Source organism: Chthoniobacter sp. (assembly GCF_040003245.1).
GTDB lineage: Bacteria > Verrucomicrobiota > Verrucomicrobiia > Chthoniobacterales > Chthoniobacteraceae > Chthoniobacter.
In genome coordinates this window covers 1-26,037 of sequence record NZ_JBDUCX010000035.1, presented here as the reverse complement: position 1 = coordinate 26,037, position 26,037 = coordinate 1, and the positions used below count along the sequence as shown (strand labels likewise).

The window sequence follows — 26,037 nt, the reverse complement described above, 5'->3', positions numbered from 1 at the left end:
TTTCACAGAGGAAATCGCACCGAATCGCACCCATCCCAACCCTTTGATCTTACCACCCCGGATTCCCTGCTTGCCCTGAAGGGCCTTTGCGGCTACCTTCGCGACCCTTTTACCCAGCCATGAGCACACCAACCAAGATCTCCGAAACCTCAACGAAAGCCGCCGCCCCACAAGCTGAGCGCGGCGTTACCATGAGCGGCGCGGAGATCCTCGTCGAGTGCCTGATTCGCGAGGGAGTAGACTCGATTTTTGCCTACCCGGGCGGCGCTTCCATGGTCATGCACCAGGCGCTGACCAAGCGCGAGGACAAGATTCGCACCTATCTGCCCCGCCACGAGCAGGGTGGGGTGTTTGCGGCCGAAGGCTATGCCCGCGCCACCGGCAAGGCCGGCGTGGTGATGGCGACCAGCGGCCCCGGTGCCACGAATCTCGTGACCGGCATCGCCGACGCTTATCTCGACTCGACACCGCTGGTGGCGATCACCGGGCAGGTGCCGCGGCACATGATCGGCAAAGGCGCTTTCCAGGAGACGGATGTGTTTTCGGTGACGGCGCAGATCGTGAAACACAATTTCCTCGTGATGGACGTGAACGACATCGCGCGGGTGGTGAAGGAGGCCTTTTACATCGCCCAGACGGGACGGCCCGGTCCGGTGCTCATCGACATCCCGAAGGATATCCAGAACGCCACCACGCAGCCTATCTTCCCGAGCGAGGTGAACCTGCGCGGGTACGACCCGATGAAGCACGCGGACGACGTGGCGCTGAACGAAGTGATCGGCCTCATCAAGCAGGCCAAGGCGCCCATGATCTACTGCGGTGGCGGCATCATCTCGGGCGAAGCTTCGGCCGAGTTGCTCGAGTTCGTGGAACGCACCGGCATTCCGGTGGCGACCACCCTCATGGGCATTGGTTGCTTCCCGGAGACCCACGAGCTTTCACTCAAGTGGCTCGGCATGCACGGCACGGTTTACGCGAACAACGCGGTTAACGAAGCCGACCTGCTGCTCGCCATCGGCGTCCGTTTCGACGACCGCGTGACCGGCAAAATCAGCGAGTTTGCCAAGCACGGCACGATCGTCCACATCGACATCGACAACTCCGAGATCAACAAGAACAAGGTCGTGCGCCTGCCGATCCTGAGCGACGTGAAGTACGCGCTTGCCCGCTTGAATGAATTGCTCGAGCAATCCGGCAAGCAACGCGTGAAGTCCGGCTTTAGCGCCTTTCCCGATTGGTACGCCAAGATCAACGACTGGCACGAGAAGTATCCCTTTACCTTCAACGACACGGAGGATGTCATCCAACCGCAGTACGCCATCCGCCTGCTCTATGAGCTGACCAAGGGCGACGCCATCATCACCACCGGCGTTGGCCAGCACCAGATGTGGGCGGCGCAATTCTACGATTTCACCAAGCCGCGCACGCTGCTGACCAGCGCGGGCCTGGGCTCGATGGGCTTCGGCTATCCCGCCGCGCTCGGTGCGAAGGTGGCCTTTCCAGACCGGGAGGTGATCGACATCGATGGTGACGGTTCCTTCCTGATGAATGTCCAGGAACTCGCGATGGCCCATGTCGAGGGCATCAATGCGAAGGTCATGATCTTGAACAATCAGTGGCTCGGCATGGTGATGCAGTGGGAGGATCGTTTCTTCGGTTCCAACCGCGGTCACACCTTCCTCGGCAACCCGAAGAATGCCTACAAAGGCAGCCTTGAGGATCCGACGGGCATCTATCCCGATTACGTGAAGATGTGCGAAGGTTTCGGCGTGAAGTGCGAACGCGTGATGCACAAAAAGGACATCGCCGCCGCGATCCAGCGCATGCTCGACGCCAAGGAGCCCTATGTCCTCGACGTCATGGTGCCTTACACTGAGCACGTGTTGCCGATGATTCCCGCTGGGGGGACCTATAAAGACATCATCTACGAAGGTCGGCAGACGCTGAAGCCCGGCTCCGGGCTGTAAGCGCCCGTCCGTTCTCAGAATTTAGGTCAACGATTCGCCGATCCACGTTCCGTGGGAATACGGTCGTGCCATAATCGACAACTAATAGGCATCTATTTGTCGCCTATCGGCCTCTTTTGCCACCTCAGGTGACCTATTTAGCCTGATTCATTAAGTAGTTCTACGTTTAAGTACAGCTCCTGCTAAGTAGCTGCCCGGCCAATCTGCCCTTAGCATGACCCCGGTCGCTCACCTCCAGTCCATCGTACGCCGTCTGTTTGCCTTCCGGCAAACGAAGAGGGCGCTTCGTCTGGCCGTGACGGCGTTGCTTTTCGTCCCCGCGGCTCGCGCCGACCAGCCGATCGTCCTCCAGCTCAAGTGGTATCATCAGTTCCAGTTCGCCGGCTTTTACGCTGCCGAGGCCAAGGGCTTCTACGCGGCCGAAGGATTGACCGTGGAGATTCGCGAAGGCTCGCCCAAGCGGCCCGCCATTCAAGAAGTGCTCTCGGGCAGGGCCGACTTCGGTGTGGCGGATGAAGCGGTGCTCCTCGCGCGCCTCCAGGGCCAGCCCATCGTGGCTTGCGCGGTCATCTTTCAGCATTCCCCGTTCATCGTCATGGCCCGCGCCGACAGCGGCATTCGGAAGCCCTCGGACCTCTCCGGGCGCAGCGTGATGGTGGGGCCCCTGGAGGGCACGGCGCAGTTCCAGGCCATGCTCAAGCACGAGGGGATTCCGCTGGGCGCCGTGAAACAGCAGCCACACACGTGGAGACTGCGCGACTTGATCGAAAAGCGGGTGGATGCGATCACCGCCTACAGTACGGTCGAGCCCACCCAGTTGCGCCAGGCCGGCGTCGAGCCGGCAGTGGTTCGCGTCGCTGATTATGGGGTCGATTTTTATGGCGATACGCTTTTTACCAGCGAGTCGGTCGTGAAGAGGAATCGGGCGCAAGTCGCGGCGTTCATCCGGGCGACGCGCCGGGGTTGGGAGTACGCGATGGAGCATCAGGAAGAGATGATCGATCTCATCCTGAAGAAGCCCGAGGTCCAGCAGCGCAAGTTGAAGCGCGAGAATCTCGAGATCGAGGCCCGCGAGATGCGGCCCTTGATCCTGCCCGATCTCGTGGATGTCGGGCACATGAACCTGGGGCGCTGGGAGCGCATGGAGCAGATCTTTCTGGAGACCGGGCTCATCCGGCGCAAGGCCAGCTTGAAGGGTTTCCTGTTTGAAGAGAATCCCGAATCGGACCGGGAGGTCCTGTGGATTTTCGCCGGTGTCCTGGCCGTGACATTGTCCATCGTGGGCGTGGCGTTGCTCTGGAATTTTCAGCTCCGCCGGAAAGTGGAGCGGAGCACGCGCCATGTCCGTCTCAGCGAGGCCAACCTTACTGCCTTGATCGAAAACACCACGGCCTCCATTTGGTCGGTGGACCGGGACTTGCGCTATATCACTTTCAACTCGCACTTCCGCCGTCAGGTTGAGGAGCGGATCGGCCGTCCGCCGGAAGTGGGGATGGCCTTGGAGCAGATTTTGCCCGGCGAGGAATTGGCTGAACGAAAGCAGCTCTACCAGCGGGCGCTGGTCGGCGAGCATTTCACCTGGGAAGTGGTCCGCACCTTCAAGCACGGCCCGCGGATCCTCGCCGAGTCTTTCAATCCCATCTCCAACGGCCACGAAATTACCGGGGTCACCGTCTTCAGCTACGACATTACCGAGCAGCGGCAGCTCGAGGAGCAGTTCCGCCAATCGCAGAAGATGGAGGCCATCGGCCAGTTGGCCGGCGGCGTGGCGCATGATTTCAACAACCTCCTCATGGTCATCCAGGGAAATGCGTCGCTCGCGCTCATCACCGAGCTGCCACCGACCGAGGTGAAGGCCGTCTTCCAGGACATCGTCGCCGCCACCGAGCGGGCGGCGGCACTGACCGGACAACTCCTCGCCTTCAGCCGGCGCCAGCCGATGCAACCGCGCGACTTGGAGATGAATGCCATCGTCGACGAGGCCTCGCGCATGTTCAGCCGTTTGATCGGCGAGGACATCACCCTCGAAACGCAGCTCGCCGTGGAAGCCACGCCGGTGCATGCGGATGCCGGGATGATCGAGCAGGTGCTCCTCAATCTCGCGGTCAATGCGCGCGATGCCATGCCGCATGGTGGCCGGCTCACCCTGCGCACTCGCGCGGTCACGCCGCAGGAGCTGCCGGTGAATCTGAAGGCGCGCGTGGATGGGGAGGCCTTCATCCGCGTCGATGTCTCGGACACCGGCCGCGGCATTCCGACGGATTGCCTGCCGCACATTTTCGAGCCGTTCTTTACCACCAAGGAGGTCGGGAAAGGCACCGGCCTCGGCCTGGCCACCGCTTTCGGTATCGCGCAACAGCACGGCGGCTGGCTGACGGTGGAGAGCGAGTCCGGAAGAGGCTCCACCTTTTCTCTCTTCCTGCCTCGCCGTGCCCTCGCGGCCCGTGTGGAATTGGCGGCGGCAAGACCCACGGTGGCGAACCAGCGCGGGAGCGAAACGGTCCTCATCGTGGAAGACGACGCCACCGTGCGCTCCGTCGTGGTGCATGTGCTCAAGCAGAACGGCTACCGCATTTACGAGGCGGTGAATGGACAAACGGCCCTCGAGCTTTGGGAGCAATGCGGCCATGAAACCGACATGTTGATTACCGATATGGTGATGCCCGGGGGAGTGACCGGCCACGAACTGGCCCAGCAGCTTCTCGCCAAAAAGCCGGCGCTCAAGGTGATCTACACGAGCGGCTACAGCGCAGAGGTTTTCCGCGGCGATTTCGTGCTGCCGCAGGGTGTCGATTTCCTGCGCAAACCGTATCGCGCCGAGGATCTGCTCAGCGCCATCCGGACCGCCCTCGACGGGGGCGGGTCCAGGAACTAGGCCGCCGCGTGGCGCAAAAGAGCGATTGCCCAGAGGGCGGAACCGGGCCAAATTACTGACTGCATTTTCACCGTCTGTGAAACTTCGACTTCCCCCCACTTCCGCGCTGCTGCGCCTTGGCGCTGCCAGTATTCTTACGGCTTGGATGGGTTGTTCGAAACCTGCGGAGACGCCATCGGATCAGGCGACTCCGGCGGCGACCACCGCGGCGACGCCGACTCCATCTGCCAGGGAGCCGCAGGCTTCCACGCCGGACCCCGCCGCCGCCACTCCCGCGCCGGCGCCAGTGGCTGCCCGCCGCCCGGACTATGTCCACGAGGTGAGGCCGCTGTTCGAAACCTATTGCTACAAGTGCCACGGCAACGGGAAGAAGAAAGGCAGCCTGGCCCTGGATGGCTTGACCGACAGCGGCGTGGCCTTGGACGTGACGGCTTCGGCCGCTCCGTCGCCGCAGGACCAAAAAGCTTGGGGGCACGTGCTGGAAAACCTGCGCACCGCCGAGATGCCGCCCGACGAGGAAAAACAGCCGACCCTCGAGGAGCGCGAGATGATGATGAAGTGGATCGACCTCGTCGTCTTCACCGTCGATCCCGATCATCCGGACCCGGGCCGGGTCACCATCCGGCGCCTGAACCGCACGGAATACAACAACACCATCCGCGACCTCATCGGGGTCGACTTCCAGCCGGCGGACGATTTTCCGGCGGACGATTCTGGCTACGGCTTCGACGACATCGGCGACGTGCTCACGCTGCCCCCAGTACTTTTCGAGCGCTATCTCGGCGCGGCGGAAAAAGTGATGAGCATGGCGATCCTCAACGATCACAAGCCGCGCCCGGAGAAAATGTACGTCGATCTCATGACGATCGAAGGCGGCCCGAAGACCGGCACCACCGCCATCTCGCGCAAGATCGATGAAACGGAGTCCACCGTGAAACTCAATCTGCCGGTGGCCGGCCAGTATGACGTCAAGCTGGTGGTCGAATCGCAAAAAGTCGGCGCCGAGGCCACGAGGATGGAGTGGAAGTTCGACGGTCAGATCCTGCGCACGACGGAGCTTTCCGGGCGCCGGGATTTCAAGGAACAGGTGAAGACGGCGCTCCGCGTGGACAAGCCCGGCGAGCACACGCTCATGATGCACGTGCTCAATCCGGCGGCTCCGGGCGAGACGTCCAGGAGCCCGAATCCCAAGGACAAGAACAAAGGGGAAGACAAGGACGGCAAACGCACCTTCGTCGTCCGGCAACTGATGCTCCTCTCGCCGCCGCAGAAGGTCAAGGCGCCGGAATCACAGTACCTCATCTTCAAGCCCGGCGCCGGCCAGCCCAACCTCGAATACGCCGCGCGCGCCATCATCCAGTCCTTCGGCAAGCGCGCCTTCCGCCGCCCGCTCGGCGCCAACGAAGTCGAGCGCTTCGTGTGGATTTACAAGCAGGCGGGGCTCAAGGGCGGCAACTTCGAGCAGAGCGTGCAGACGGCCATCACCGCGATCCTCGTCTCCCCGCACTTCCTCTTCCGCGGCGAGTTGCAATTGCAGCCGGACAATCCGCAATCCGCCACCCTGGTCAGCGAATGGGCGCTGGCCTCGCGGCTTTCCTATTTCCTGTGGAGCACCATGCCCGACGAGGCGCTCTTTGCCGAGGCCGAGCACGGCACCTTGCGCAAGAATCTCGATGCGCAGGTCAAGCGCATGCTCGCCGATCCGAAAGCGGAGGCGCTGGTGGAGAATTTCGGCGGCCAGTGGCTGCAGATCCGCAACCTCAAGCTGGTGCAGCCCGATGCCACGACCTTCCCCGCGTGGGATCAGGCGCTGGCCACGGCCATGGAACGCGAGACCGAATCGCTCTTCGAGTACATCATGCACGAGGACCGTCCGGTGCTCGACTTCATCGGCGCGGATTACACCTTCGTGAATGAACGCCTCGCGAAGCATTACGGCGTCCCAGGTGTCGAGGGCGAGGCCTTCGTGAAGGTCCCGCTGCCCGCGAATCGCCCCGGTGGCATCCTCGGGCAGGGCAGCTATCTCACCATCACTTCGAATCCCACTCGCACCTCGCCGGTGAAGCGCGGCAAATACGTGCTGGAGAATCTCCTCGGCACGCCGCCGCCACCGCCGCCGCCCCAGGTGCCCGATCTCGACGACAAGGCCCGCACGGAATTGCACGGCACCCTGCGCCAGCGCATGGAACAGCATCGCACGGATCCGGTCTGCGCCAGTTGCCACGCCCGCATGGACCCGATCGGTTTCGGCCTCGAGCAATTCGACGGCGTTGGCATGCGTCGCGAACGGGATGAAAATGCGGACATCGACGCCACCGGCCAGCTTGTGAGCGGCGAGAAATTCCTCGGGCCTGCGGAATTGCAGAAGATCCTGCTCACGAAAAGGCGTCCCGATTTCCTGCGTTGCCTCTCGGAAAAGATGCTCACCTACGCGCTCGGGCGCGGCATGGAATTCTACGACCGCGTCGCCGTCGAGAAGATCTCCGGCTCGCTCGAAAAGAACCCGAATTTCTCCAATCTCATCATGGAAGTAGTCAAGAGCGTGCCCTTCCAGATGCGCCGCGGGGAAGGCGACCACCGCAAGTTTTCCGAAGTCAAAAAGACCGCCGCGGCAAATTGATAGGGAGGCGGGAAACCCGCCCCGCCACCACCGATATAACCCCCACTCCGCGTCACCATTGATTAGCTCCCATCCTCCATGGCTAACCTCCCCTTTAGCCATGGAGGATAACCTCGAGACGCACACTCATTCAAGCCAAAAGATCCGTCCCAAGCTGACGTCACGTTTCCGCCGCGGCGCGGTTGCCTCGGCGAATGCGTGGCGGTCTATCAACGATTAACGGTCCGCGATCTACTCTCCGCGCGTCACTGCATCAAAAACGCGAACAAGTCCTTCAGTTCCGCGTCGCTCAATCCGCCGAGCATTCCCTCCGGCATGAGCGAGATGGGCGATGCTTCCAGGCTTTCGATGTCCGATTGCTTGACTGCGTGCTTCTGCCCGGCCACGTCCCGGATCACCACGCCCCCGGCATCCTGCTTGTCGATGAGCCCGGTGAAAATCTGGCCGTCCTTTACCTTGCAGATATAGGCGCCGAACCCCTCGCGAATTTCCGCGCTCGGCGACAAAATGGCCACCAGCCAGAAATCCTTGTTGGTGCGTTCGTAGCCGGTCAATTCCGGCCCCACGTGCCCGCCTTCGCCGAAGAGCGTATGGCAGATCGAGCAGCGCTGCGTGAAGGTCACTTTGCCCTTCGCGGGATCGCCCAGACCGTTGGCGAGCAGGGCCTTGATCCGGTTCGCTTCCGCGACCACCTGCGCGTTGCTCAGTTTCAAGTCCGACGACGGCCAATACTTCTTCACCAGCGCATCCATCTCCGCGTCGTGATACTGCCCGATCTGGCGCACCACGTCCGGCGCCACGTTCTTTTCCTTGATGTGGTGGAACTCCACTTCGCCCAGGAAAATGCGGGCCCAGTCTTTGCGGCTCACCAGCATGCGGTGGGTCGCGTCCCGCACCGCCGGATCACCAGCGAGCTTCGCCTCGTAGGACGCCACCGCGCTCTGCGCGATCTTCACGTCGTCAAACCGGCTCGCCTCCGCGAGCGCCGTCTTCTTGAGCGGAATGTCACCCGTGCTGGCAAACGTCGCCTCGATCACCGGCACCACTCGCTTGTCGCCGGATTGCGCGAGCGCTTCGAGCAGGGAGATGCGCTTCACTGGCGGCGCATTCTTGTCCGCGACAATAGCCAGCGCCTTCTTCGCTGCGTCCGCATTGCCGGTCTTCACCGCCATCGCGAGATCGCTATCCATCTGGCTCTTGAAATACGCAATCAACGGTCCCGACAAGGCCGGCGGCAGCTCCGGCAATTTGCCCCCTTCAAACGCGGACGCCACCCCTTCGATCACCACCGCCTGGTCCTGGCTCCGCTTCGCCAGCGCCAGCAGCTTCGCGCACGCATCGTAATTCTCCGTGCCCCCGGCCATCGCCCAGCGTTTCGCCAGGTACTGCGCGCCATAAGTCCGCGCCAGTTGAAAATCCCACACCTTCGGATCTTCGAAGAGTGCCAGCACGGCGTCACGATCGCTCACCGCCTTGCTCTCGACCGCCCACCAAAGCAGCAGCGGAATGCGCTGGTCCTGCATGTCTTCGTTGCGCTCCATCATCGTGCGCACGATCGGCAGCCCAGCCTCGGCCGGCAGCCGCTTGGCGCTGCACAGCAGTTGCGTCCGCACTTCCGGCTGCTGCTCCGTCGCCGCCAGGCTCTTCAAGCCCGAGGCCAGCAGCGTGCTCGTTTCATTACGGTCGCCCGCGCAACGCACCACCCACCGGCGCACGTACGGATCGGGATGCTTCAGCAGATCCATCGCCAGGTTGTCGTCCAGTCCACCCAGCATGTGGATGGCGAAGAGCGCGTCGACGGCGTGCGAATTTTTCGGATCGCGCGCCAGCTTCTCCAGTTGCGGCAGAGCCGATTTATCCTCACGCCAGCCCAGCTCCAGCGCCGCCTGCTGCCGGAACCACCGGTTTGCATGGCTCAGGTAGCCGATCAGTTCGCTCACCGGCGCGGTGTGCAGGTTGAATGGCTTCAAGGCCACATTTGCCCCGGTGGGCCGCACGCGATAAATACGCCCGTCGGTCTTGCTCCAGTCATCGACCGGGCTCACATGGCTCAACCGCGTGTCGTACCAATCCGCCAGGTAGATGCAGCCGTCCGGCCCCACCTTGATGTCCACCGGGCGAAACCAGCGGTCTGTGCAGTGCAGCAGCGGTTCCTCATCCTCCGCGCGAAACGTCGAGGTGACCGGCACGCGGCGGCTCACATACACCATGTTTTGCAACGCGTTCGCCGCGATGAAATGCCCGCCCAGCGCCGCATCCATCAGCCCGCCATCGTAAATGCAGAACGCCTGGCTGAAGCGCTTGTTATCGCTCTTCGTCTCCATGTGATCGAAGTAACCGAAGCCGTACGGATTATCCGGCGGCCCATGCTTTCCGAAGGCCTTCACCCCGCTCATCCCTTGATCGTAGTGCATCCCGCGCGCGGCGCCGTTCGTCCCGCTGAAGACCCGTCCTTGCGCATCGAACTCGCAGCTGAACGTATTGCCCCCGCCTTCCGCGTAAATCTCGAACACCTTTGTCCTGGGATTGTACCGCCAGATGTGCTGGCCTTGGAAACGCACGTTCTTCGTCACCGCCGAGGAGATATTCGCCGTGGTCGTGCTGCCGTTTGCGCCGTAGAGCCAGCCGTCCGGACCCCAGTGCAGGCTGTTGGCCACCGAGTGTGTGTCCTCCATTCCGAACCCGCTCAGCATTACCTGCGGATCGCCGTCCGGAATGTCGTCGTCATTCGCATCCGGATAGAAGAGCAGATATGGGGCATTCATCACCCAGATACCGCCGGCGCCCTTGATCGCCGCCGTGGCAATGTTCAGCCCACTGATCGCCACCTTGTGCTGATCGAACGTGCCCGTCCCCTTGGTGTCTTCGAAGATCGTCACCTGGTCGGCGCCCTTCATCCCCCGCGGTGGCGGCTCCGGCACCTTGTCGTAGACCGCCCGCAAATGCTGGTCGTAGCTGAGGATCTTCAGCCCGGCGGGAAACTGATACTGCAGATACTGCGTCACCCACATCCGTCCGCGCGAATCCCAGCTCATGTAGAGCGGCTGACACGCCTCCGGTTCGCTCGCCATCATGTCGATGGCGAACCCGTCCCGCATTTGGAAAGTCTTCAACGCCTCGCTCGGCGGTGTGGGCGGCGTATTGTCCCGCATCACGCCGCGCCCCTTGAAAGTTTCCATCACCTTGCGCACTTCCTCATTTCCCGCCTTAACCGCCGCCGCCGGATTCCCCGCGGAGGAACCCCCGACCGCTGGAGCCGCCGCCGGGGAAGCCGCCGCCGGAGCCGTCGTTTGCGCGCCAAGCGACTGTACCATCGCGGCCATCGCCAAGCTGTAAACAAGCCAGGAAATCATAGGGGGGAGAAATCGATTCATAGGGGTCTGGATAGCTAGATTCATTTCCCCGCCCAATCCAAGCCGTTTCCGTCCCGATGTTCGAGCCGCGCCCCTGACGTATTTCGTTACGTCAACAGCGTGCCCTTCTGGTCGTGTGCGAAGACGGTTGTCTGGCGAGCAAATGCATTGACGAGGAAACCGCTCGACGCTCGACTCACTTCATGCATCTGACAATGGGTGAGTCGACAAGAACTCTGGCCGACGGGCGCGAAATCTCGCTGGTTTCTTTTTTCTTTAAAAATCTTGCTGCCAATTTCTCGGCCGGAATAGCCCAGACAATCCTCGACGAGCATGCCATGGCGATAGCAAAGCGGATATGGCCGGACGAGCCGTGTGAATTGCTACCAACGAACTCTTCGATTCCGCCTGATCTATCCACTCAGTTTTTGTGCATGGGCGAATTCGTTTCTTACACCCCCCTGCCAGGTTCTCAAGAATGCGCTTCATCGCTGATTGTCATTTGGTTTCAAGCGGGACTATCGCTTGAATTCGAAAAAATTGCGCTCGCACATTTGCCCGCGATCGACTGGAACAAAAAAGCAAAGGAGTTCAGTTGGTAGCGTCATTTTACATTTATTAGGTCCGTGCCAGACCCTTTGTCTCTTGACATTCAGATCCTGACTGGCCTCTACCGAGAGCTGTCGTGCTATGTAACATTCTTCTGCACGACATGTGGATGCAGCGCGCTCTAGCTATTTGACTTCAGCCCAGCGTCGCACCGGCGCCGGAGCGACCTCTAAGCCCTACACGGACTTCGTTACCCGCAAACTCGTCTCCGGCAATGGAGGGGTGATGACGTCGTTTAGGGTGGTGTGTGGCGATTGTTTGTGATTCGCCTGCGCTTTAGCTAGCGCGGCCATGCGCTTCCAAAATTGCTGGCGCGGAAAACAACCGCCGTCAAAGCCGGCTGTGATTTCTTTCGTCTTTGCCCAAATTGCCTCGAGCGAATCGTCCCGCACATTGCCAAGAGGGATCGCTTCGCCTGGGCAATCGAAGACTTCGCCGCGCACCTTTACATACAGTCCGAGGCCACGGATGGTGCAGGGCACTCCTCCCGAATAGGGAAAATGAGCGGCGTGGTGCAGGCCGAAGTCGCTGGCGTCGATTGCGGCCAGCCGGCGGAACATAGCATGTTGCTCATCCCACGAAATGGCCGAGGTATGACCATCCACGGTCCGGCCCGATGGCAGATAGTTGACCATGATCGTGAAGATGTTGTTGAGCCGGCCAAAGCGGTGGATTTCTACGATATCGTCTAGATTCTCCCGGCAAATGATGGTGTCGAAGGCCAGACGCGTTGGAGTCGGCAGGTTGAATCCCACGTCCATCAGTGTGTCGAGCGCGCGGGCCCGTTGCACAGTGTAGCTATTGGTCGGGATTCCAGGCTTGGACCGAATACCACGCACCACACGGTCTTGGTACTGCGCATTGGTGAGGGAGTTTACCTTCACTACGACAGTGGCTCCGAGGTCGAATAAACGCTGGGAAAAACTGTGACTCCCCAGCTTGAGCGACGCCTCCGAGTAAACGATCGGTGTAATCCCGCATCTCTGCATCCGTTCGATGAGCGTCCAGAAATCCGGGTCGATGGTCGGTTCCCCCGCACCGACGAAATTGATCGAGCGTGCGCCGAGGCCCGCGGCTTCGTCGATCAGTCGCAGGCGGCGTTCCAATGAAAGTTCACCAGCAAGGTGGCGTTTGCGGTCGCCGCGATTGGCCGGCGACTCCGTAAAACAGAAATCGCAATTCCAGGGGCAAACATTGCCGCCAAGTTCAAAAGCCGGATTCAGCATGCGGTGTCCGCGAATGGCGTCTCCAACCTCGGCTGCCGAGAAATCCCAGCCGCGCATGGTGAAGCCATACGAAGCCGGCAGGTCGAGATCTCCAGGAATATTGGGAACGTCGTCGGGCATCTCGCTGGCTCTAGTTTTCGATCGCGGCCCGCGCCTGTTTCGTCACTTCAGAGACCACCCAGATTTGCGCGGGCAGTTGTGCATAAAGCTCTTTGCACGCCGTTTGCATGTTGCTGGCAAGTTCTTCGTCGGTTAGCGGCAGGCGGTGGTTGTCCTGCCAGAAACTCACCACGGGAACAAACTGTTCGGAGATCACGTCCACCGGTGCGGAACTTTCGTCGCGACGAATGAAGAAGTCGCGCCGTGGACTGGCGACCCACTCCCACACCTCGCGCTCGAATGTCTCCTTGTTTGGCACCTCGGCATAAAAAAGCCTCGAAAGCACACCGGTGGTGAAGTTTGGCGGGTAAATTGCCAAGTCTCCCCGTTCGTACAGAACGATGCGTTTCGCCACCTCCTCCGGCCGGACACCCATTTCATTTGCGGTCTTCAAGGCCTCCGCTAAGATCAATTCATACGCGTGGCGGACGCGCCTGATGAGATTGCCTAGGTAAGCGCGAACATTTTGCGTGTGGTAGTACGATTTGAGTTCGCCAGTTCCGTTGGCCTCTCGTTTGTGATCGTCGGAGCCGAACGGTTGGAACATGGCAAAGCTGCCGCCCGCGGCAATGGCTTGACCAGCGAGAACCGCATAGCTCCGATATTTTCCAGCAGGATCGGCTCGAGGAACATCGCGATAGTCGACGCAGACAAGGGTATCAAGGCGCCCGACTCGATCGAAAAACCCTTCGACATTCCGAATGTCGCCAGTGTCTTCGAGCGACTGGAGTGTTGGCTCGTGCTGGGTCGTTTCGGGCTCACCGAATTTTCGCAATTCTTGGTAAAGATGGGCGCATTCTGGACCGCTTTCCGGGCGCAATCTTGCGGCGAATTGCTGGGCGAGCACATTCGAGAGTGACACCTTGCCGTTGCGCAACCGCGACAACCAACTCTTGGTAGTCCCGAGAAAGTCCGCTTGCTCTTGGAGAGTGCCAAGATTCCCGCTGAATTTGGGATCAGTTGCCAACCGTTGAATTTCGTCATCAAGGAGTTTGGAAAGGGGTCGGTTCATTGTCGCCGCACACTAACAGGGTTGCGGTATTATATGAAGTAACAAAATTCAGCAGTTCTCATACCCATCCCAAATTTGGCTCGATTCTTGCCTTGGGAATAAAAGTTGCGCAACAGGAAACAAAATATTGACGAAGCTCGTGAAATTACTTAAAACGGTTACAAGTCAAAAACGAAGATCCCGGTCACAACTCTGTTGATCATACTTTTCGAGGGTCGATCAGCGAAGCCATGAGCCGGGATCCGGTGCGGGCCGCTCGCGGCCTCACGACGAAATCTGGCCTCGATTTGAACTAAATGCAAGCGAAGTCGGAGATGTCGCCCTCTATGGGGTGACGGGTCGTGAGCGGCTTTAGCTCTTTTGGCGTTTGAGAAGATGAAACTAGAGACAAACACCGGTTCCGATCAAGCGATCGGAAGCAACCCCGTCGCCCACAATCGCCATGCCTGCGGGCAAAACGATGTCGCCGTCGTGAAGGATGACGAGTTCTTTACGGACGTGGACCACGGCCCGTTCCGGGCTTGGGGCATTTGCGACGTCACTTGCAATACCACGGGAGTCAGCATGGCGAAGGGCGACATGCCCCCGCACTCAGAGGGGGCGTTTCACGCGCATCACGACACCGATACCGCCTTGTACATCTTGGCGGGACGTGTCATTGCCGAGTGGATCGATAAAGGCCGAAACGTGCACCAAACGAAAGCTACGGCGGGTGAATTCATCTTTATTCCCAAAGGTGTGATTCATCGCCCCGTAAACGCGTTCAACGTGCCGATGACCTACATCGTCGCACGGGGTGTCGCCCACGCCGACTAGGAACGGAAAACTGCCGCCCGGAGACCCCGGTCTCCGGGCGGCAACCGATCACTATGACTACATTTCCTACGATTCTTGATTACTACGCTTCTCCAAACCAGCGAGAGGCGGAAGCCGCTGTTCTTCACTTTCAACCGAAAGGCCAAAAACACCGGCTGGTGCTGGACGGCTCGATCTATTTCCCAGGCGGAGGCGGGCAACTCCACGACGTCGGCGAAATCATTGGCGAAAATGGCGGACGGCTGCGCGTCGAACGCGTCCAGTTCGACAATGGCTCCATCGTGCATGAGGGTTTGCTCGAAGCCGGCTCCTTCGAGCATTTGGAACCAGTGCGAATTCGCCTCGATTGGAACCGCCGCTATCAAGGGATGCGGCTGCATACGGCCGGGCATCTGCTCCACGATGCGTTTCTCACGCTTCGTCCAACCGGGCTCGTGCCCCGCAAGGCGGAGCACAACCGCGACCCTTATGTTGAGTATCATGGCTCGCTCGATGCTCGCGATCAAAAGCCGCTGGAAGAGTCCATCGATGCACTTGTGTGGGCTGACTTGCCAGTCGTGATGCGTGAAGCCACCTTCGACGAACTCGTCGCCGGCTGCCGCTTCCTGCCAACGAACCTGCCGAAAAATAAGCCGTTGCGAACGGTACGTATCGGCAACGGCGAACTCGTCCCTTGCGGCGGCGTTCACGTCGCCCGGACTGGTGAGATTGGCCGTGTGGTTGTCACCGCCATTCACCAGACGGCCGACCAGACCGGAAGCCGCGTTCACTATCAGATTGTGGACCGGTAGCGTGAACAACTGCGGCGCGTTATGAAACGCGTCGGCACAGCGGAGCCGCCCGATCGGCTTGCAAAGTCGGTCGGGCGGTCGGGAACGAAAAGAGTCGCCTTAAGGAGGCTGCGGGAATCCGTCGGCGCTTGAACTGACGCGTTGAAAATCTTGAGCGCGAGCAGGAGCAAATGTGGCTCCACGGGATATGCTTCGGATGAAATGGCGTTCTTATGAACACATTGTGCTTGCCTTTTTGTGCACTCACGGTAAGATTGGTGCTGAAATAAGGGACGACGGCAGGCTCGGGTAGATGGTCGGAAGAAGCAGGATCTTTGACATTCGAAATCGCAGTGATTGGCACCCCAAGGATGCGGGGATATTTTTCGCGATTCCTGATTCAATCAGCCAATGAGCGTTCCTCGCCGATCCTCGTGTCCGGGCTCCGGATGGCCAGAAAAGACGCTGTCCCGGGACAGAACGCGGCGTCCGGCCTCGGGCGATCTCGGTAGGATATCACTCTTCTCCCACTTTGGATCCTACCTCGATCCCACCTTTCTCGCACCCATCGCTATCAGAGTAAAATTAAGCCGGATTAAGCTGCATTAAGGTCGACTAAGCCTTTGAATTTTTCTCCCATCCCCGGAACCGAATGTGGGCTATTGCGGGTTATTGCACCCTCTCAGGATTGCCTCTACACTGCGATCCAATGCAAAAGCTGCGGAATTTATTGCGAACCAATCGGTCCCGCCGGTTTTTATCCCTTTGGCGCCCTTTGTTTTCGCTGGAAGCGAAGGCCTGCGCCTGCACCGCCAAGCAGTAGAAAGCGAGAACTGACATGCACATCCCCAAAAAATCCATCTATCTGCCGCGTCGCACGTTTCTCCGCGGCCTGGGCGTCACCATGGCGCTGCCGTTTCTCGAGTGCATGCTGCCCGATGTCTTGAAAGCCGCCTCCGTCGCTCCTGTGGGCGGTACGCCCCGGCGCATGATTTTCATGTACCTGCCGAATGGGGCGGAGATGGAGAGCTGGACGCCGAAAGTCATCGGCGACAAATTCGAGCTGTCCTCGACGCTGGCGCCGTTGCAGGCGGTGCGGCAGCAGGTGTCGGTGTTGAGCGGGTTGGCGCATGTGCAGGCGCGGGCGCTGGGGGATGGCGCGGGCGATCACGCGCGGGCCAATTCGTGCTTTCTCACGGGTGTTCATGCGCGCAAGACGGCGGGGGCGGACATTGCGGTCGGCGTCTCGGTCGATCAAGTGGCGGCGATGCAGATCGGCAAGAACACGCGGCTGCCTTCCATGGAGCTGAGCTGCGAGACGAACCTGCGACAGGCCGGTTCGTGCGATTCCGGTTACGCCTGCGCCTATCAAAACAACCTTTCCTGGCGCAACGAAAACTCGCCCATGCCGCCGATCGGCGATCCGCGACTGGTCTTCGAGCGCCTCTTCTCGGCGAATGAGGAAGATCCCGACCTCATCGCCGGCCGGGCGCTGCGTGAGAGCTGCCGCAGCTCGATCCTCGACGTGGTCTCGGCGGATGCGAAGGCCTTTCAAAAGAACCTTGGCGCCACCGACCGTCACAAGCTCGACGAGTATCTCACCGGCCTGCGCGAGACCGAAACGGCCATCCAGCAGGACGCGAAATTCAAGGCGGCCAACCAGGCCAAGCCGCACGCCGCCATGGAGAAGCCGGAGGGCATCCCGGCCGATTTTACCGAGCACATCAAGCTGATGTACGATCTGCTGGCGCTGTCCATGCAGACGGATTCCACGCGCATCGCCACGATGATGGTGCAGCACGAGGGGAGCAACCGGCCGTATCCCTTCATCGGGGTCACCGATGGGCACCACGACCTGTCGCATCACGGCGGCAGCGCGGACAAAAAGGCGAAGCTCGCGCAGATCAACAAATTCCACATCGAGCAGATCGCCTATTTCCTCACGAAGCTGCAGGGGATGAAGGAGGGCTTTGGCACCGTGCTCGAAAATTCGATGATCGTGGTCGGCGGCGCGATTGCCGATCCCCAGGCACACCAGCATCACGACCTGCCCGTGCTCCTTTGCGGCGGCGGCGGCGGCACGCTCAAGCCCGGCCGGCACGTGCACTACGAAAAGGAAACACCGATGACCAATCTCTACCTGTCCCTCCTCGACCGCATGGGAGTGAAGGCCGACAAGATCGGCGATAGCACCGGGCGACTGGAGCGCATCTAGTTCGCCGGGAAACTTGTAAGGGGGGCGCGCCTCTGGGCGTATTGTGCGTATGCGTCTATTCCGTATTTTCGCCGTTTTCCTCTGTACCGCGGTCGCCCTCCATGCCGGGGATGCTCCGCGCAAGATGGCTTATGCCCGGGGTGAGGCGCTCTACGTTGCGAACCTCGATGGCAGTGGCGCGAAGAAAATAGCCACCGGCGCCGACCCCAATATCTCCCCCGATGGCACGCGGCTGGCCTTCAACACCCAGGCGGAGAAAACTCCCGAGCGCCACATCGCGATCGCCGATCTCGCCACCGGCAAGATCACTATCCTCCCCGGGATTCCGAGCAACAACAGTTACGGTCCGGTCTGGTCGCCCGACGGCGCGAAGCTGATTTTCAACACCTTCGTCGGGAGTGATTGGCGCCTGGGCGTCATCGACGCGGACGGCTCGCATTTTCATTATTTCGAGCCAAAAGCAAAGGTGGGCAGCTCGTTGAATTCCGTGGCCTGGCTGCCCGACAGCCAGAGCTTTTACGCGCAGGATCTCGATTCGCTTTATCACTTCGCCCTCGACGGCACGGTGCAGGAAAAGCGCAGCCTCACGAAATTCATCCCCCGCGCCTCGTTCAACAGCGGCCAGCAATTTTCCATGGCGGGCGATGGGCACACGCTGCTGCTCGATGCCGACATGGACGAGAACATCACGCGCAAGTATTGGGACGGCCCGCCGCCCGCCGTCTGGACCTTCGATTTCGCCACCGGCAAGGCCACGCGCCTCACGCCGAAAGGCTATTTCGCGTGGGACCCGGCGTGGATCAGCGAGAGCGAAATCCTCTGCGCCGTGCAGCCGGAAAAGTCGCGGGAGGCCTCGATCTATCGCCTCTCGATCGATGGCAGGAAGCGCGAGTTGGTCGTCAAGAACGCCAGCAACCCGACCGTCTCGCGCTGAGGCTGTGAAATAATTTACACTTTCCTTCGCGGTGTCATCCTGAGCGAAGTCGAAGGATCCCGTCGCTATACCAAAGATCATCGCTGGTAGAGCGACGGGGTTCTTCGACTGCGTTACACTCCGCTCAGAATGACACGCGAGGAGAGGGCTCACTTTTTAGACATCACCAAGGCTGCGGCTGGTGCGACGTCCGCGTTTTCGCTTCGCCAGAAGCCGGCGTCCGGTGTTTTCTACCGCCATGCACCCCCCTCGCATGCTCCCCCTGTTATTCCTGTTGTGCGGCGTCCTCTCTGTCGCCGCCGAAGACTCCACCCGCAAACTGGCCTACGAGCGCGACCGCAAGGTCTGGGTCGCCAACCTCGACGGCAGCGGCGCGAAGAAGATTGGCACGGGCCTTTTCCCGGTCATCTCGCCCGACGGCACCCGCGTCGCCTTCAACACCGAGGAGCAAACCGGCAAGACGGCCTGGGCGCGGCATATCGCCGTGGTGGATCTCGCCAGCGGCAAGCAGACGGTCTTCAAGGACGTGCCGAGCGAAAATGTCTACTATCCCAAATGGTCGCCGGACGGCACGCACCTCGCCTTCACGCTCTACGACGGCCACAACTGGCATCTGGTGATGATCAATGCCGACGGCACCGGCTTCCGCTTCATCAAGAAGGCCAAGGACGCCGAGGCCACGCTTTATTCGCCCTGCTGGGCGCCGGACGGCAAATCGCTCTTCGTCGAGGACATGAAGAACATCTACCGCATCGGTCTCGACGGCGCGACGATCGGGGAATGGAACATCCAGAAGAGCATCCCGAACGGCGACATGAGCGGCGACGGGCGCCTCGACGTTTCGCCCGATGGCCAGAAGTTGCTGCTCGGGATCGACATGAATGAAGAGGCGCATCGCAAGGACTGGGACGGCCCGCTGCCCGCGATCTGGACCCTCGACCTCGCGTCGAAAAAAGGAACCCGCCTCACCCCGAAGAAGCAGTTCGGCTGGGATGCCTGCTGGATCGACGACTCGACCTTGTTCTTCATCAGCCAGGCCGTCGGCGAAAAGACCGCGTCGCTTTACAAGATGACCTTGCCCGGTGGAGCGACTTCCAAGGCCATCGCCAAGGACGTGCGTTATCCCACGGTCTCGCGCTGAGCAAAAAAGAATGGCCTGCGACGGGCACTCTCGCCAGGGGAATTGGTGCAAGTCCGCGTCGGTCGCGGCCGAGGCGTCAGGCGAAGGGCTCGTCGGTGAGACGCGAATACTCCAGGTCGTCACGGAGCTCCAGGACTTCCGCCGTGCGGTCGCCTATTTCCTGGGCGAGGACGGCGTCGGTGATGAGCGACTGGCCAAACGACGGGATGATCTCGCCCAGCTTCGTTTGCCAGGCCTCCGAATCCATCTCGCCGGGGAAGCAGCGCGCCAGGATCTCGAGCATGATCGATACTGCAGTGGAAGCGCCGGGCGACGCGCCGAGCAGCGCGGCTAGCGTGCCGTCGCTCGCCGATACGACCTCGGTGCCAAACTGCAGCACGCCCCCCTTCTTCGGATCCTTCTTGATGACCTGCACCCGCTGGCCGGCGGTCTCCAGGTACCAGTCCCGGTATTTCGCCGAGGGCATGAACTTGCGCAGGGCGAGAATGCGCGACCACGGCGACTGCAGCACCTGGCCGATGAGATATTTCGTGAGCCCCATGTTGGTCGCGCCGGTGGCCACCATCGGCAGGAGATTGTCCGCCTTCATCGACAGCGGGAAATCGAGATACGAACCGTTCTTCAGATACTTGGTGCTGAAGCCGGCAAAGGGACCGAAGAGGAGTGAGCGTTTCCCATCGATGACGCGGGTATCGAGATGCGGCACGGACATGGGCGGGGCGCCGAGCGAAGCCTTGCCATAAACCTTCGCAAAGTGCCGGCCGGTGATGATCGGGTTGTCGCAGCGCAGCCACTGGCCGCTCACCGGAAAACCGCCGAAGCCCTTGCCCTCGGGGATGCCGGACTTTTGCAGCAGCGGCAGCGCGCCACCGCCGGCGCCGAGGAAGACGAACTTCGTGCTCACGCCGTACTTCGTGCCGCTGATCTTGTCCTGCACGGTCAGCCGCCAGCGCCCATCGTGTTCCCGTTCCACATCGGTAATGCGCTGCCGCAGGTGCAGCGTGACGCCGGGCTCGTCCTTGAGATGGGTGATGAGCAGCCGCGTGAGCGAGCCGAAATCCACATCCGTCCCAGCGGCCACACGGGTGGCGGCGGCGGGCACCGTATCGTCCCGCCGTTGCATCACCAACGGCATCCATTCCTTGAGCTTCTGGCGATCCTCCGAGTACTCCATCCCGGAGAAGAGATGGTGCCCTTTCAGCGCGGTGTAGCGCTTGCGCAAATAGGCCACATCCTTGGCGCCGCTGACGAAGCTGATGTGCGGCACCTGGTGAATGAAAGAGGTCGGCCGCTCGATGACCCCGCGCTCGACGAGGTAGGCCCAGAGCTGCTTCGAGACCTCGAATTCTTCGTTGATCTCGAAGGCTTTCTTCGTCTCGAGCGAGCCGTCGGTACGCTCCGGCGTGTAGTTGAGCTCACAGAGCGCGGCGTGGCCGGTGCCGGCATTGTTCCAGCCGTTGGAACTTTCGCCGGCGATCTGGTCGAGGCTCTCGAAGATCGAGATGGTGAGCGTCGGATCCAGCTCCTTGAGCAGAATGCCGAGCGTGGCGCTCATGATGCCCGCGCCGACGAGCACGACATCGGGTTGTTTGTGGTGTGGTTCTCCCTGCATAGCTTTTTACGTTCGGGGAGAACGGAGGCGGAGCTTGCACGGCTCACGAAAAAATGACGAGCCTTTCTGGTGAGTCGCAGCGGAAGTGTCGCGGCGCGAGCGCGTTAAATTTTGTAACGGGAACTGGAGGGAACCGAGCGGAGCGAGATAGCCTGCCGAAGGCAGCCCGAAGGGCAGCGCCGGCGGGCGCGGGCAACGGCGCCGTCGCTTCCTTGGTCGGGCATTGTCCCCAGCACCGACGGCGTGGTGCCCTCCAGGACTTCTCTGCTGGCAACGCGTTAGGCCAGCTTGCGCTGCGCCCATTTCCGCCCGGCGGCGAGCGCGGCCAGCGTTTGTGCGAGCCGTTGCTCGCGGGTCTCCTCGCGTTTCGCGGTCGTCAGCCAGACAAGGTATTCGCGTTGATAAGTCGGCGCGAGCGACGCGTAAAAGGCGGCGGCGCGTTTGTTCGTCTTCAAAGCTTGCGTGAAAAAATCCGGCGTCGGCCACGGCTCCCGTTTGCGCGGAGGCAGCGGCGGGATGTCGGGCCGCGCATCGAGTTCCACCGCGAGATGGAGCAGACGCTTCAGCGCCGGGCGGTTGAGGCCCTCGAGCGTGGTCAGGCGGATGGTGCGGATGTTGGTGTTGCCTTCGCCCTGGTTGAAGAGACCCGCGGGATCGGGCAATTCCGTGCCGCGGAAAAAGACGAGGCCGGCGTGCTTTTGAAAAGCGCCGAGGGCACAGACCAGCTTGTGCCCGGTGAAGCACAGCGAGCCCCACTTGATCGACTCCGAAAGATCGGGCGCCCACCGTTGGATCAGGTCGCGCAATTCGCTGCACAGCGGACGCGAGAAATCCGGGCACGAGTCGAGCCAGGTGTCGGGTTTGCGCCCGCGCGTATTGCCGCTGTTATCGACGAGGCCGCCCATGGATTTGAAAATGATGTGGAAAAGCTTTGGCCCGCGAATCACACAGATCACACGAATGGATCTTTCCCATTCGTGTGATCCGTGTGATTCGCGGGCTCTTTTTCATATCCTTTAGGCTGGGCCGTTCTGTTCGCGCAAGCGCTCCGTCAGCCGCAGGCAATAAAGCAGCGGCACCGCGCCGAGGATGCCGAAGCTGCAATCGATGAGCCGCCAGTAAAACGGAATCTCCCGGATGGGCCCGCAGATCAGGGCCAGCGGCAGCACGCCGGCACAGGCGACGAGACCGATCTTCAACACCCACGCATTGGGCACCGGATCGCGCCAAGGCCCGAGGAAAAAGAGCGCGATCACGATATGGCCGAAGGCCAGCCAGTCCGTGCCGTAAGCCAGCCACGGGTACCCGGATGTCACGGATAGGGACGGATTTCCGACAAAGGGCTCTTCATCCGTGCTCATCCGTGTCATCCGCGGTTCATTGTCCGGGAGCCGGTGACGAGCGATTTCCCGGCTTGTTGCGCACGGCCTTTGCTCCAACATTCCGCTCACTCCATTCTAAACACATGAAAACGATTCTCCTCGCCCTCTTCTCTTTCGTCTCTCTCGGACTCGTCGCCAGCCAGGCGCAGGATTATAGCGCGCTGCCCTTCGCCGTGAACCTCGGCGGCGAGGCGGCGACCTACAAAAAGGGCGAGCCCTTCGCGAAGGTGGCCAAGGCCGTCAAGAACGACGCCGCCATCGAAGTCACGTCGACGGGCAACCCGATCATCATCAACGTCGCCAAGACCAACGCCAAGGGCGAGCCCGCCCCCGGCGCGTCACCCGCCATCATCCTCCTGCAAGGCACCAACAAAGGCTCGCTCGCCGGCACCATGGACAAGCAGAAGCTCGCCGCGGGGGACTACATGCTGAGCGTGGTGGCCGACGGCAAGACGGCGACGATCCTTTTCAAGATCGAGTAGGGGTTGCGCTGCCCTCCACGGTGTCATCCTGAGCGGAGTGTAACGGAGTCGAAGGACCCCGTCGCTCTACGAACGATCATCGCTGGTTGTTCGGCGGGGGTTTGCCCCGCAGTCCCATAGGCGTCTCGCAGACTTGGCTTTCGACTTCGCTCAGGATGACACCCGGGGGGGCAACGTCTACCCCAGCAACGCCTTCACCTGGGCCAGCGCTTCGTCGAGCTTGGTGGGATCTTTGCCCCCACCACGCGCCCCTTCGGGCTTGCCGCCGCCTTTGCCACCGACGATCGGCGCGATGGCCTGGATGATCTTCCCGGCCTGCGCTTTGGCGGTGAAATCCGCGGAGACCGCGGCGACCAAGGCAACCGCGCCATTGGCGGTGCCGCCGAGGACGGTGACGCCCTTGAAGCCATGCGACTTCAAGGCATCGGCCACGGTCTGCAACGTGTCGCCATCGGCCGCGCCGAGGTTGGCGATGATCGCGGGCGTGCCGTTGATCGTCTCCGCGCTGGCCAGCAGGTCTTTCGCGCGCCCGGCGGCCTCGCGCTGTTGCGCGGCCTTGAGGGCTTTCTCGAGTTCCTTCTGCTGCGCGAGCAGGCCGTCGATGCGCTTCTCCAGCTCGGGCAGCGGCGTGCCGATCTTCGTGGCCAGCGCGTGCAGGCGCTGGGTGTCGGCATTGGCGAGGTCGTAGGCGTTGAGCCCGGCGACCGCCTCGATGCGGCGCACCCCGGCGGCGATGGCGCTCTCGGCATTGATCCGGAAAAGCCCGATCTCGCCCGTGGCCCGCGTGTGTGTGCCGGCGCAAAGTTCCATCGAATAACCATCGAGCTTGGTGGCGTGGCCGCCGATCTGCACTACGCGCACGGTCTCGCCGTACTTGTCGCCGAAGAATTGCATGATGTCCGCGCGCCCGCGCACGTCGGCATACGGCACCTCGATCCACGAGACGCTCGTGTTCTCGACGATGCGCTCATTGACGAGCCGCTCGATGTCGCGCACCTGCACGGGCGTGAGCGCCGCGCTGTTGAAATCGAAAGTGAGCTTGTCCGGCCCGACGAAGGAACCCTTCTGCGTGGCTTCCTTGCTCACCACTTCATGCAACGCCCAATGCAGCAAATGCGTGACCGAATGATGCCGCTGGATCGCCCCGCGGCGGTCAGTGTCGACCTGGATCGTCACGTGATCGCCTACGGCGGGACCGTCGGCCTCTTCGAGGAAATGCAGCCACGTGTTCCCGCTCTTCTGCGTATTGGCGATGCGCCACGCATTCGCGCCGTGCCCGGTGATCTCGCCGCTATCGCCGACCTGTCCGCCCATCTCGGCATAGCAGACGGAGTTGTTTGCGATGACCACGGTCTTGCCTTTTACGGAAAGCACTTCCTGCACATCTGCGCCGGTGTGGTCGTGATCGTAACCGATGAAATGCGTCGGCGTCTTCGTTTCGATTTCCGAGAGCTCGATGACGTCGCGAACCTGGCTTTCCTGAGCCAACTCCTTTTGGAGTTCGGCGTAGGTTTTCGCGCCCTTCACATTGGCGTTACCGCCGACTTCGACCGCCATCAACGATGTCAGATCCAAGGGGAACCCATATGTGTCAGCGAGTTCGAAAACGCTGAACGCGCAGACGGGCAACTGGTCATTTTGTTCCGCTTTTGCCTCGGCGGCGTGAGCTGAGATTTGAAAGGCAAAATCGTCGGTCGCTGCGGTGAGAAGGTTTGCCGGTAAGCGAGAGCCCGTAAGCACCGCTGCTACTGCGGCAGTCGTCGTGGGCTTTTCAACCGAAAGCTTCTTCAACTGCTCGTCCGTGGCGACATCGACCTCCGCCGAATTCTTGCCGCCCGATTTGCGCCATTTCGCCAGCCACAATTTGCGGCGATTGCTGAGACGAAACTCGAGTCCACGCTTCCAGCTTTCTTCGGTGTCTCCCTTTTTGCGGACGATTTCATTGAAGAGCTGGATTCCGCGATCCAGCGTCTTGTTGAAGGATTCCTCCTCCCGTTTCAGCACTTCTTCGATGTGTTTCTGTCTCGCGCGCACCTCTGGAAAGACGTCACCCATTGTTTGAGAGATAACGGGGACGAGCTTGTAGAAGAATGGCTCGTGGAAACCCAAGGTGCGTCCATATCGTACCGCGCGACGTAGAATGCGACGCAGGACGTAGTTTCGTGTGTTGTTACCGGGCTGGATGCCATCGGCGATGGCGAAGCTGAGTGTGCGGATGTGGTCGGCGATCACGCGGAAAGCCACGTCGCGCGCTTCCGCGTCGTTAGCAGCAGCCGGAACTTGTTTCGTTTTACCATCCTCTTCCACAGTCCGAACCGCCGTCGGAAGAGTCGAGCCATACTGCTTGCCGCTGAGTTTTTCGATCTCGTCGAAGATCGGGCGGAAGATGTCCGTTTCGTAGTTGGAGATCTTGGCGTTGGCGAAGTCGCTGAAGGCCTTGGTGCCCTGGATGATCGAGGCGACGCGCTCGAAGCCCATGCCGGTGTCGACGTGCTGCGCGGGGAGCGGGGAAAAAGTGCCGTCGGGGTTGGCGTTGAACTGGATGAAGACGAGGTTCCAGATCTCGATGCACTCGGCGGTGCCTTTGTTGACCAGCGCGCCGCCGGTGTCGCCGGCGGGGGTGAGGTCGACGTGCAGTTCGCTGCACGGGCCGCACGGGCCGGTCTCGCCCATCATCCAGAAATTGTCCTTCTTGTTGCCGTTGACGATGTGAACGGCGGGATCGAGGCCGACGCTGCGAAATTTTTCCGCCCAGAAATTCCACGCTTCGTCGTCGCGTTCGGCGGGGTCGTTCTTGGATTTGTCCGGCTGATAAATCGTGGCGTAGATGCGTTGCGGCGGAAATTTCCAGACTTCGATGACGA

The 26,037-nt window shown here is 61.1% G+C and carries 16 protein-coding genes and 1 pseudogene; 10 read left to right on the top strand and 7 right to left on the bottom strand.

The window, feature by feature from the left end; genetic code table 11:
* Positions 1-191 precede the first annotated feature (191 nt).
* The 3 genes from ilvB to ABJF10_RS06810 all read left to right on the top strand — a co-directional run bounded on the left by ilvB (position 192) and on the right by ABJF10_RS06810 (position 7,462).
* Positions 192-1,967, top strand: a complete 1,776-nt coding sequence (gene ilvB / locus ABJF10_RS06820) for a biosynthetic-type acetolactate synthase large subunit (protein ID WP_348543791.1) — start codon at positions 192-194, stop codon at positions 1,965-1,967.
* Between the two features lie 214 nt (positions 1,968-2,181).
* Positions 2,182-4,842, top strand: coding sequence for an ABC transporter substrate-binding protein (locus ABJF10_RS06815; RefSeq protein ID WP_348543781.1), 2,661 nt, complete (start codon positions 2,182-2,184; stop codon positions 4,840-4,842).
* 76 nt (positions 4,843-4,918) lie between these two features.
* The gene (locus tag ABJF10_RS06810; protein WP_348543780.1) at positions 4,919-7,462 is read left to right on the top strand and encodes a DUF1592 domain-containing protein; all 2,544 of its coding nucleotides are present in this window, start codon (positions 4,919-4,921) and stop codon (positions 7,460-7,462) included.
* A gap of 245 nt (positions 7,463-7,707) precedes the next feature.
* Here the strand turns inward: ABJF10_RS06810 and ABJF10_RS06805 are convergent, their stop codons facing one another.
* Positions 7,708-10,815: a PVC-type heme-binding CxxCH protein gene (locus tag ABJF10_RS06805; protein ID WP_348543779.1), complete on the bottom strand. Its 3,108-nt coding sequence runs from the start codon at positions 10,813-10,815 to the stop codon at positions 7,708-7,710.
* A gap of 215 nt (positions 10,816-11,030) precedes the next feature.
* On the opposite strand from ABJF10_RS06805, the gene ABJF10_RS06800 reads away from it, so the two are divergent.
* The gene (locus ABJF10_RS06800; RefSeq protein WP_348543778.1) at positions 11,031-11,417 is read left to right on the top strand and encodes a hypothetical protein; all 387 of its coding nucleotides are present in this window, start codon (positions 11,031-11,033) and stop codon (positions 11,415-11,417) included.
* Between the two features lie 183 nt (positions 11,418-11,600).
* Here the strand turns inward: ABJF10_RS06800 and ABJF10_RS06795 are convergent, their stop codons facing one another.
* Together ABJF10_RS06795 and ABJF10_RS06790 are read right to left on the bottom strand one after the other, a co-directional pair.
* Positions 11,601-12,770, bottom strand: a complete 1,170-nt coding sequence (locus tag ABJF10_RS06795) for a radical SAM protein (RefSeq protein ID WP_348543777.1) — start codon at positions 12,768-12,770, stop codon at positions 11,601-11,603.
* A 10-nt stretch (positions 12,771-12,780) separates the two neighbouring features.
* The gene (locus ABJF10_RS06790) at positions 12,781-13,821 is read right to left on the bottom strand and encodes a hypothetical protein (protein WP_348543776.1); all 1,041 of its coding nucleotides are present in this window, start codon (positions 13,819-13,821) and stop codon (positions 12,781-12,783) included.
* A 375-nt stretch (positions 13,822-14,196) separates the two neighbouring features.
* Between ABJF10_RS06790 and ABJF10_RS06785 the strand changes: the two genes are divergently transcribed.
* The 5 genes from ABJF10_RS06785 (at position 14,197) to ABJF10_RS06765 (ending at position 19,697) form a co-directional block, all read left to right on the top strand.
* Entirely contained in the window at positions 14,197-14,637 is a 441-nt protein-coding gene (locus ABJF10_RS06785; protein ID WP_348543775.1) for a cupin domain-containing protein, read from the top strand.
* Positions 14,638-14,690: 53 nt separating this feature from the next.
* Positions 14,691-15,428, top strand: a complete 738-nt coding sequence (locus ABJF10_RS06780; RefSeq protein ID WP_348543774.1) for an alanine--tRNA ligase-related protein — start codon at positions 14,691-14,693, stop codon at positions 15,426-15,428.
* 817 nt (positions 15,429-16,245) lie between these two features.
* Entirely contained in the window at positions 16,246-17,622 is a 1,377-nt protein-coding gene (locus tag ABJF10_RS06775) for a DUF1552 domain-containing protein (RefSeq protein WP_348543773.1), read from the top strand.
* 49 nt (positions 17,623-17,671) lie between these two features.
* A complete protein-coding gene (locus tag ABJF10_RS06770) occupies positions 17,672-18,556 on the top strand; it encodes a hypothetical protein (protein ID WP_348543772.1) in 885 nt (294 codons plus the stop codon).
* A gap of 253 nt (positions 18,557-18,809) precedes the next feature.
* On the top strand, positions 18,810-19,697 hold the full coding sequence (locus tag ABJF10_RS06765) for a translocation protein TolB (RefSeq protein ID WP_348543771.1): 888 nt from the start codon (positions 18,810-18,812) through the stop codon (positions 19,695-19,697).
* A gap of 76 nt (positions 19,698-19,773) precedes the next feature.
* On the opposite strand, the gene mqo is transcribed toward ABJF10_RS06765, so the two are convergent.
* The 3 genes and pseudogenes from mqo to ABJF10_RS06750 all read right to left on the bottom strand — a co-directional run.
* Positions 19,774-21,309 carry a malate dehydrogenase (quinone) gene (mqo, locus tag ABJF10_RS06760; RefSeq protein ID WP_348543770.1) on the bottom strand — a complete coding sequence of 512 codons (1,536 nt, stop codon included), beginning with the start codon at positions 21,307-21,309 and terminating at the stop codon, positions 19,774-19,776.
* 278 nt (positions 21,310-21,587) lie between these two features.
* A complete protein-coding gene (locus tag ABJF10_RS06755) occupies positions 21,588-22,214 on the bottom strand; it encodes a YdeI/OmpD-associated family protein (protein ID WP_348543769.1) in 627 nt (208 codons plus the stop codon).
* Between the two features lie 111 nt (positions 22,215-22,325).
* Positions 22,326-22,613 (bottom strand): annotated as a pseudogene (locus ABJF10_RS06750) (hypothetical protein); the annotation flags it as partial.
* A gap of 161 nt (positions 22,614-22,774) precedes the next feature.
* On the opposite strand from ABJF10_RS06750, the gene ABJF10_RS06745 reads away from it, so the two are divergent.
* Complete coding sequence (locus tag ABJF10_RS06745; protein ID WP_348543768.1) at positions 22,775-23,173, top strand: hypothetical protein; 399 nt, start codon at positions 22,775-22,777, stop codon at positions 23,171-23,173.
* A gap of 177 nt (positions 23,174-23,350) precedes the next feature.
* On the opposite strand, the gene ABJF10_RS06740 is transcribed toward ABJF10_RS06745, so the two are convergent.
* Positions 23,351-26,037, bottom strand: a 2,687-nt coding sequence (locus ABJF10_RS06740; protein ID WP_348543767.1) for an alanine--tRNA ligase-related protein, incomplete at its 5' end; no start/stop codon positions are given.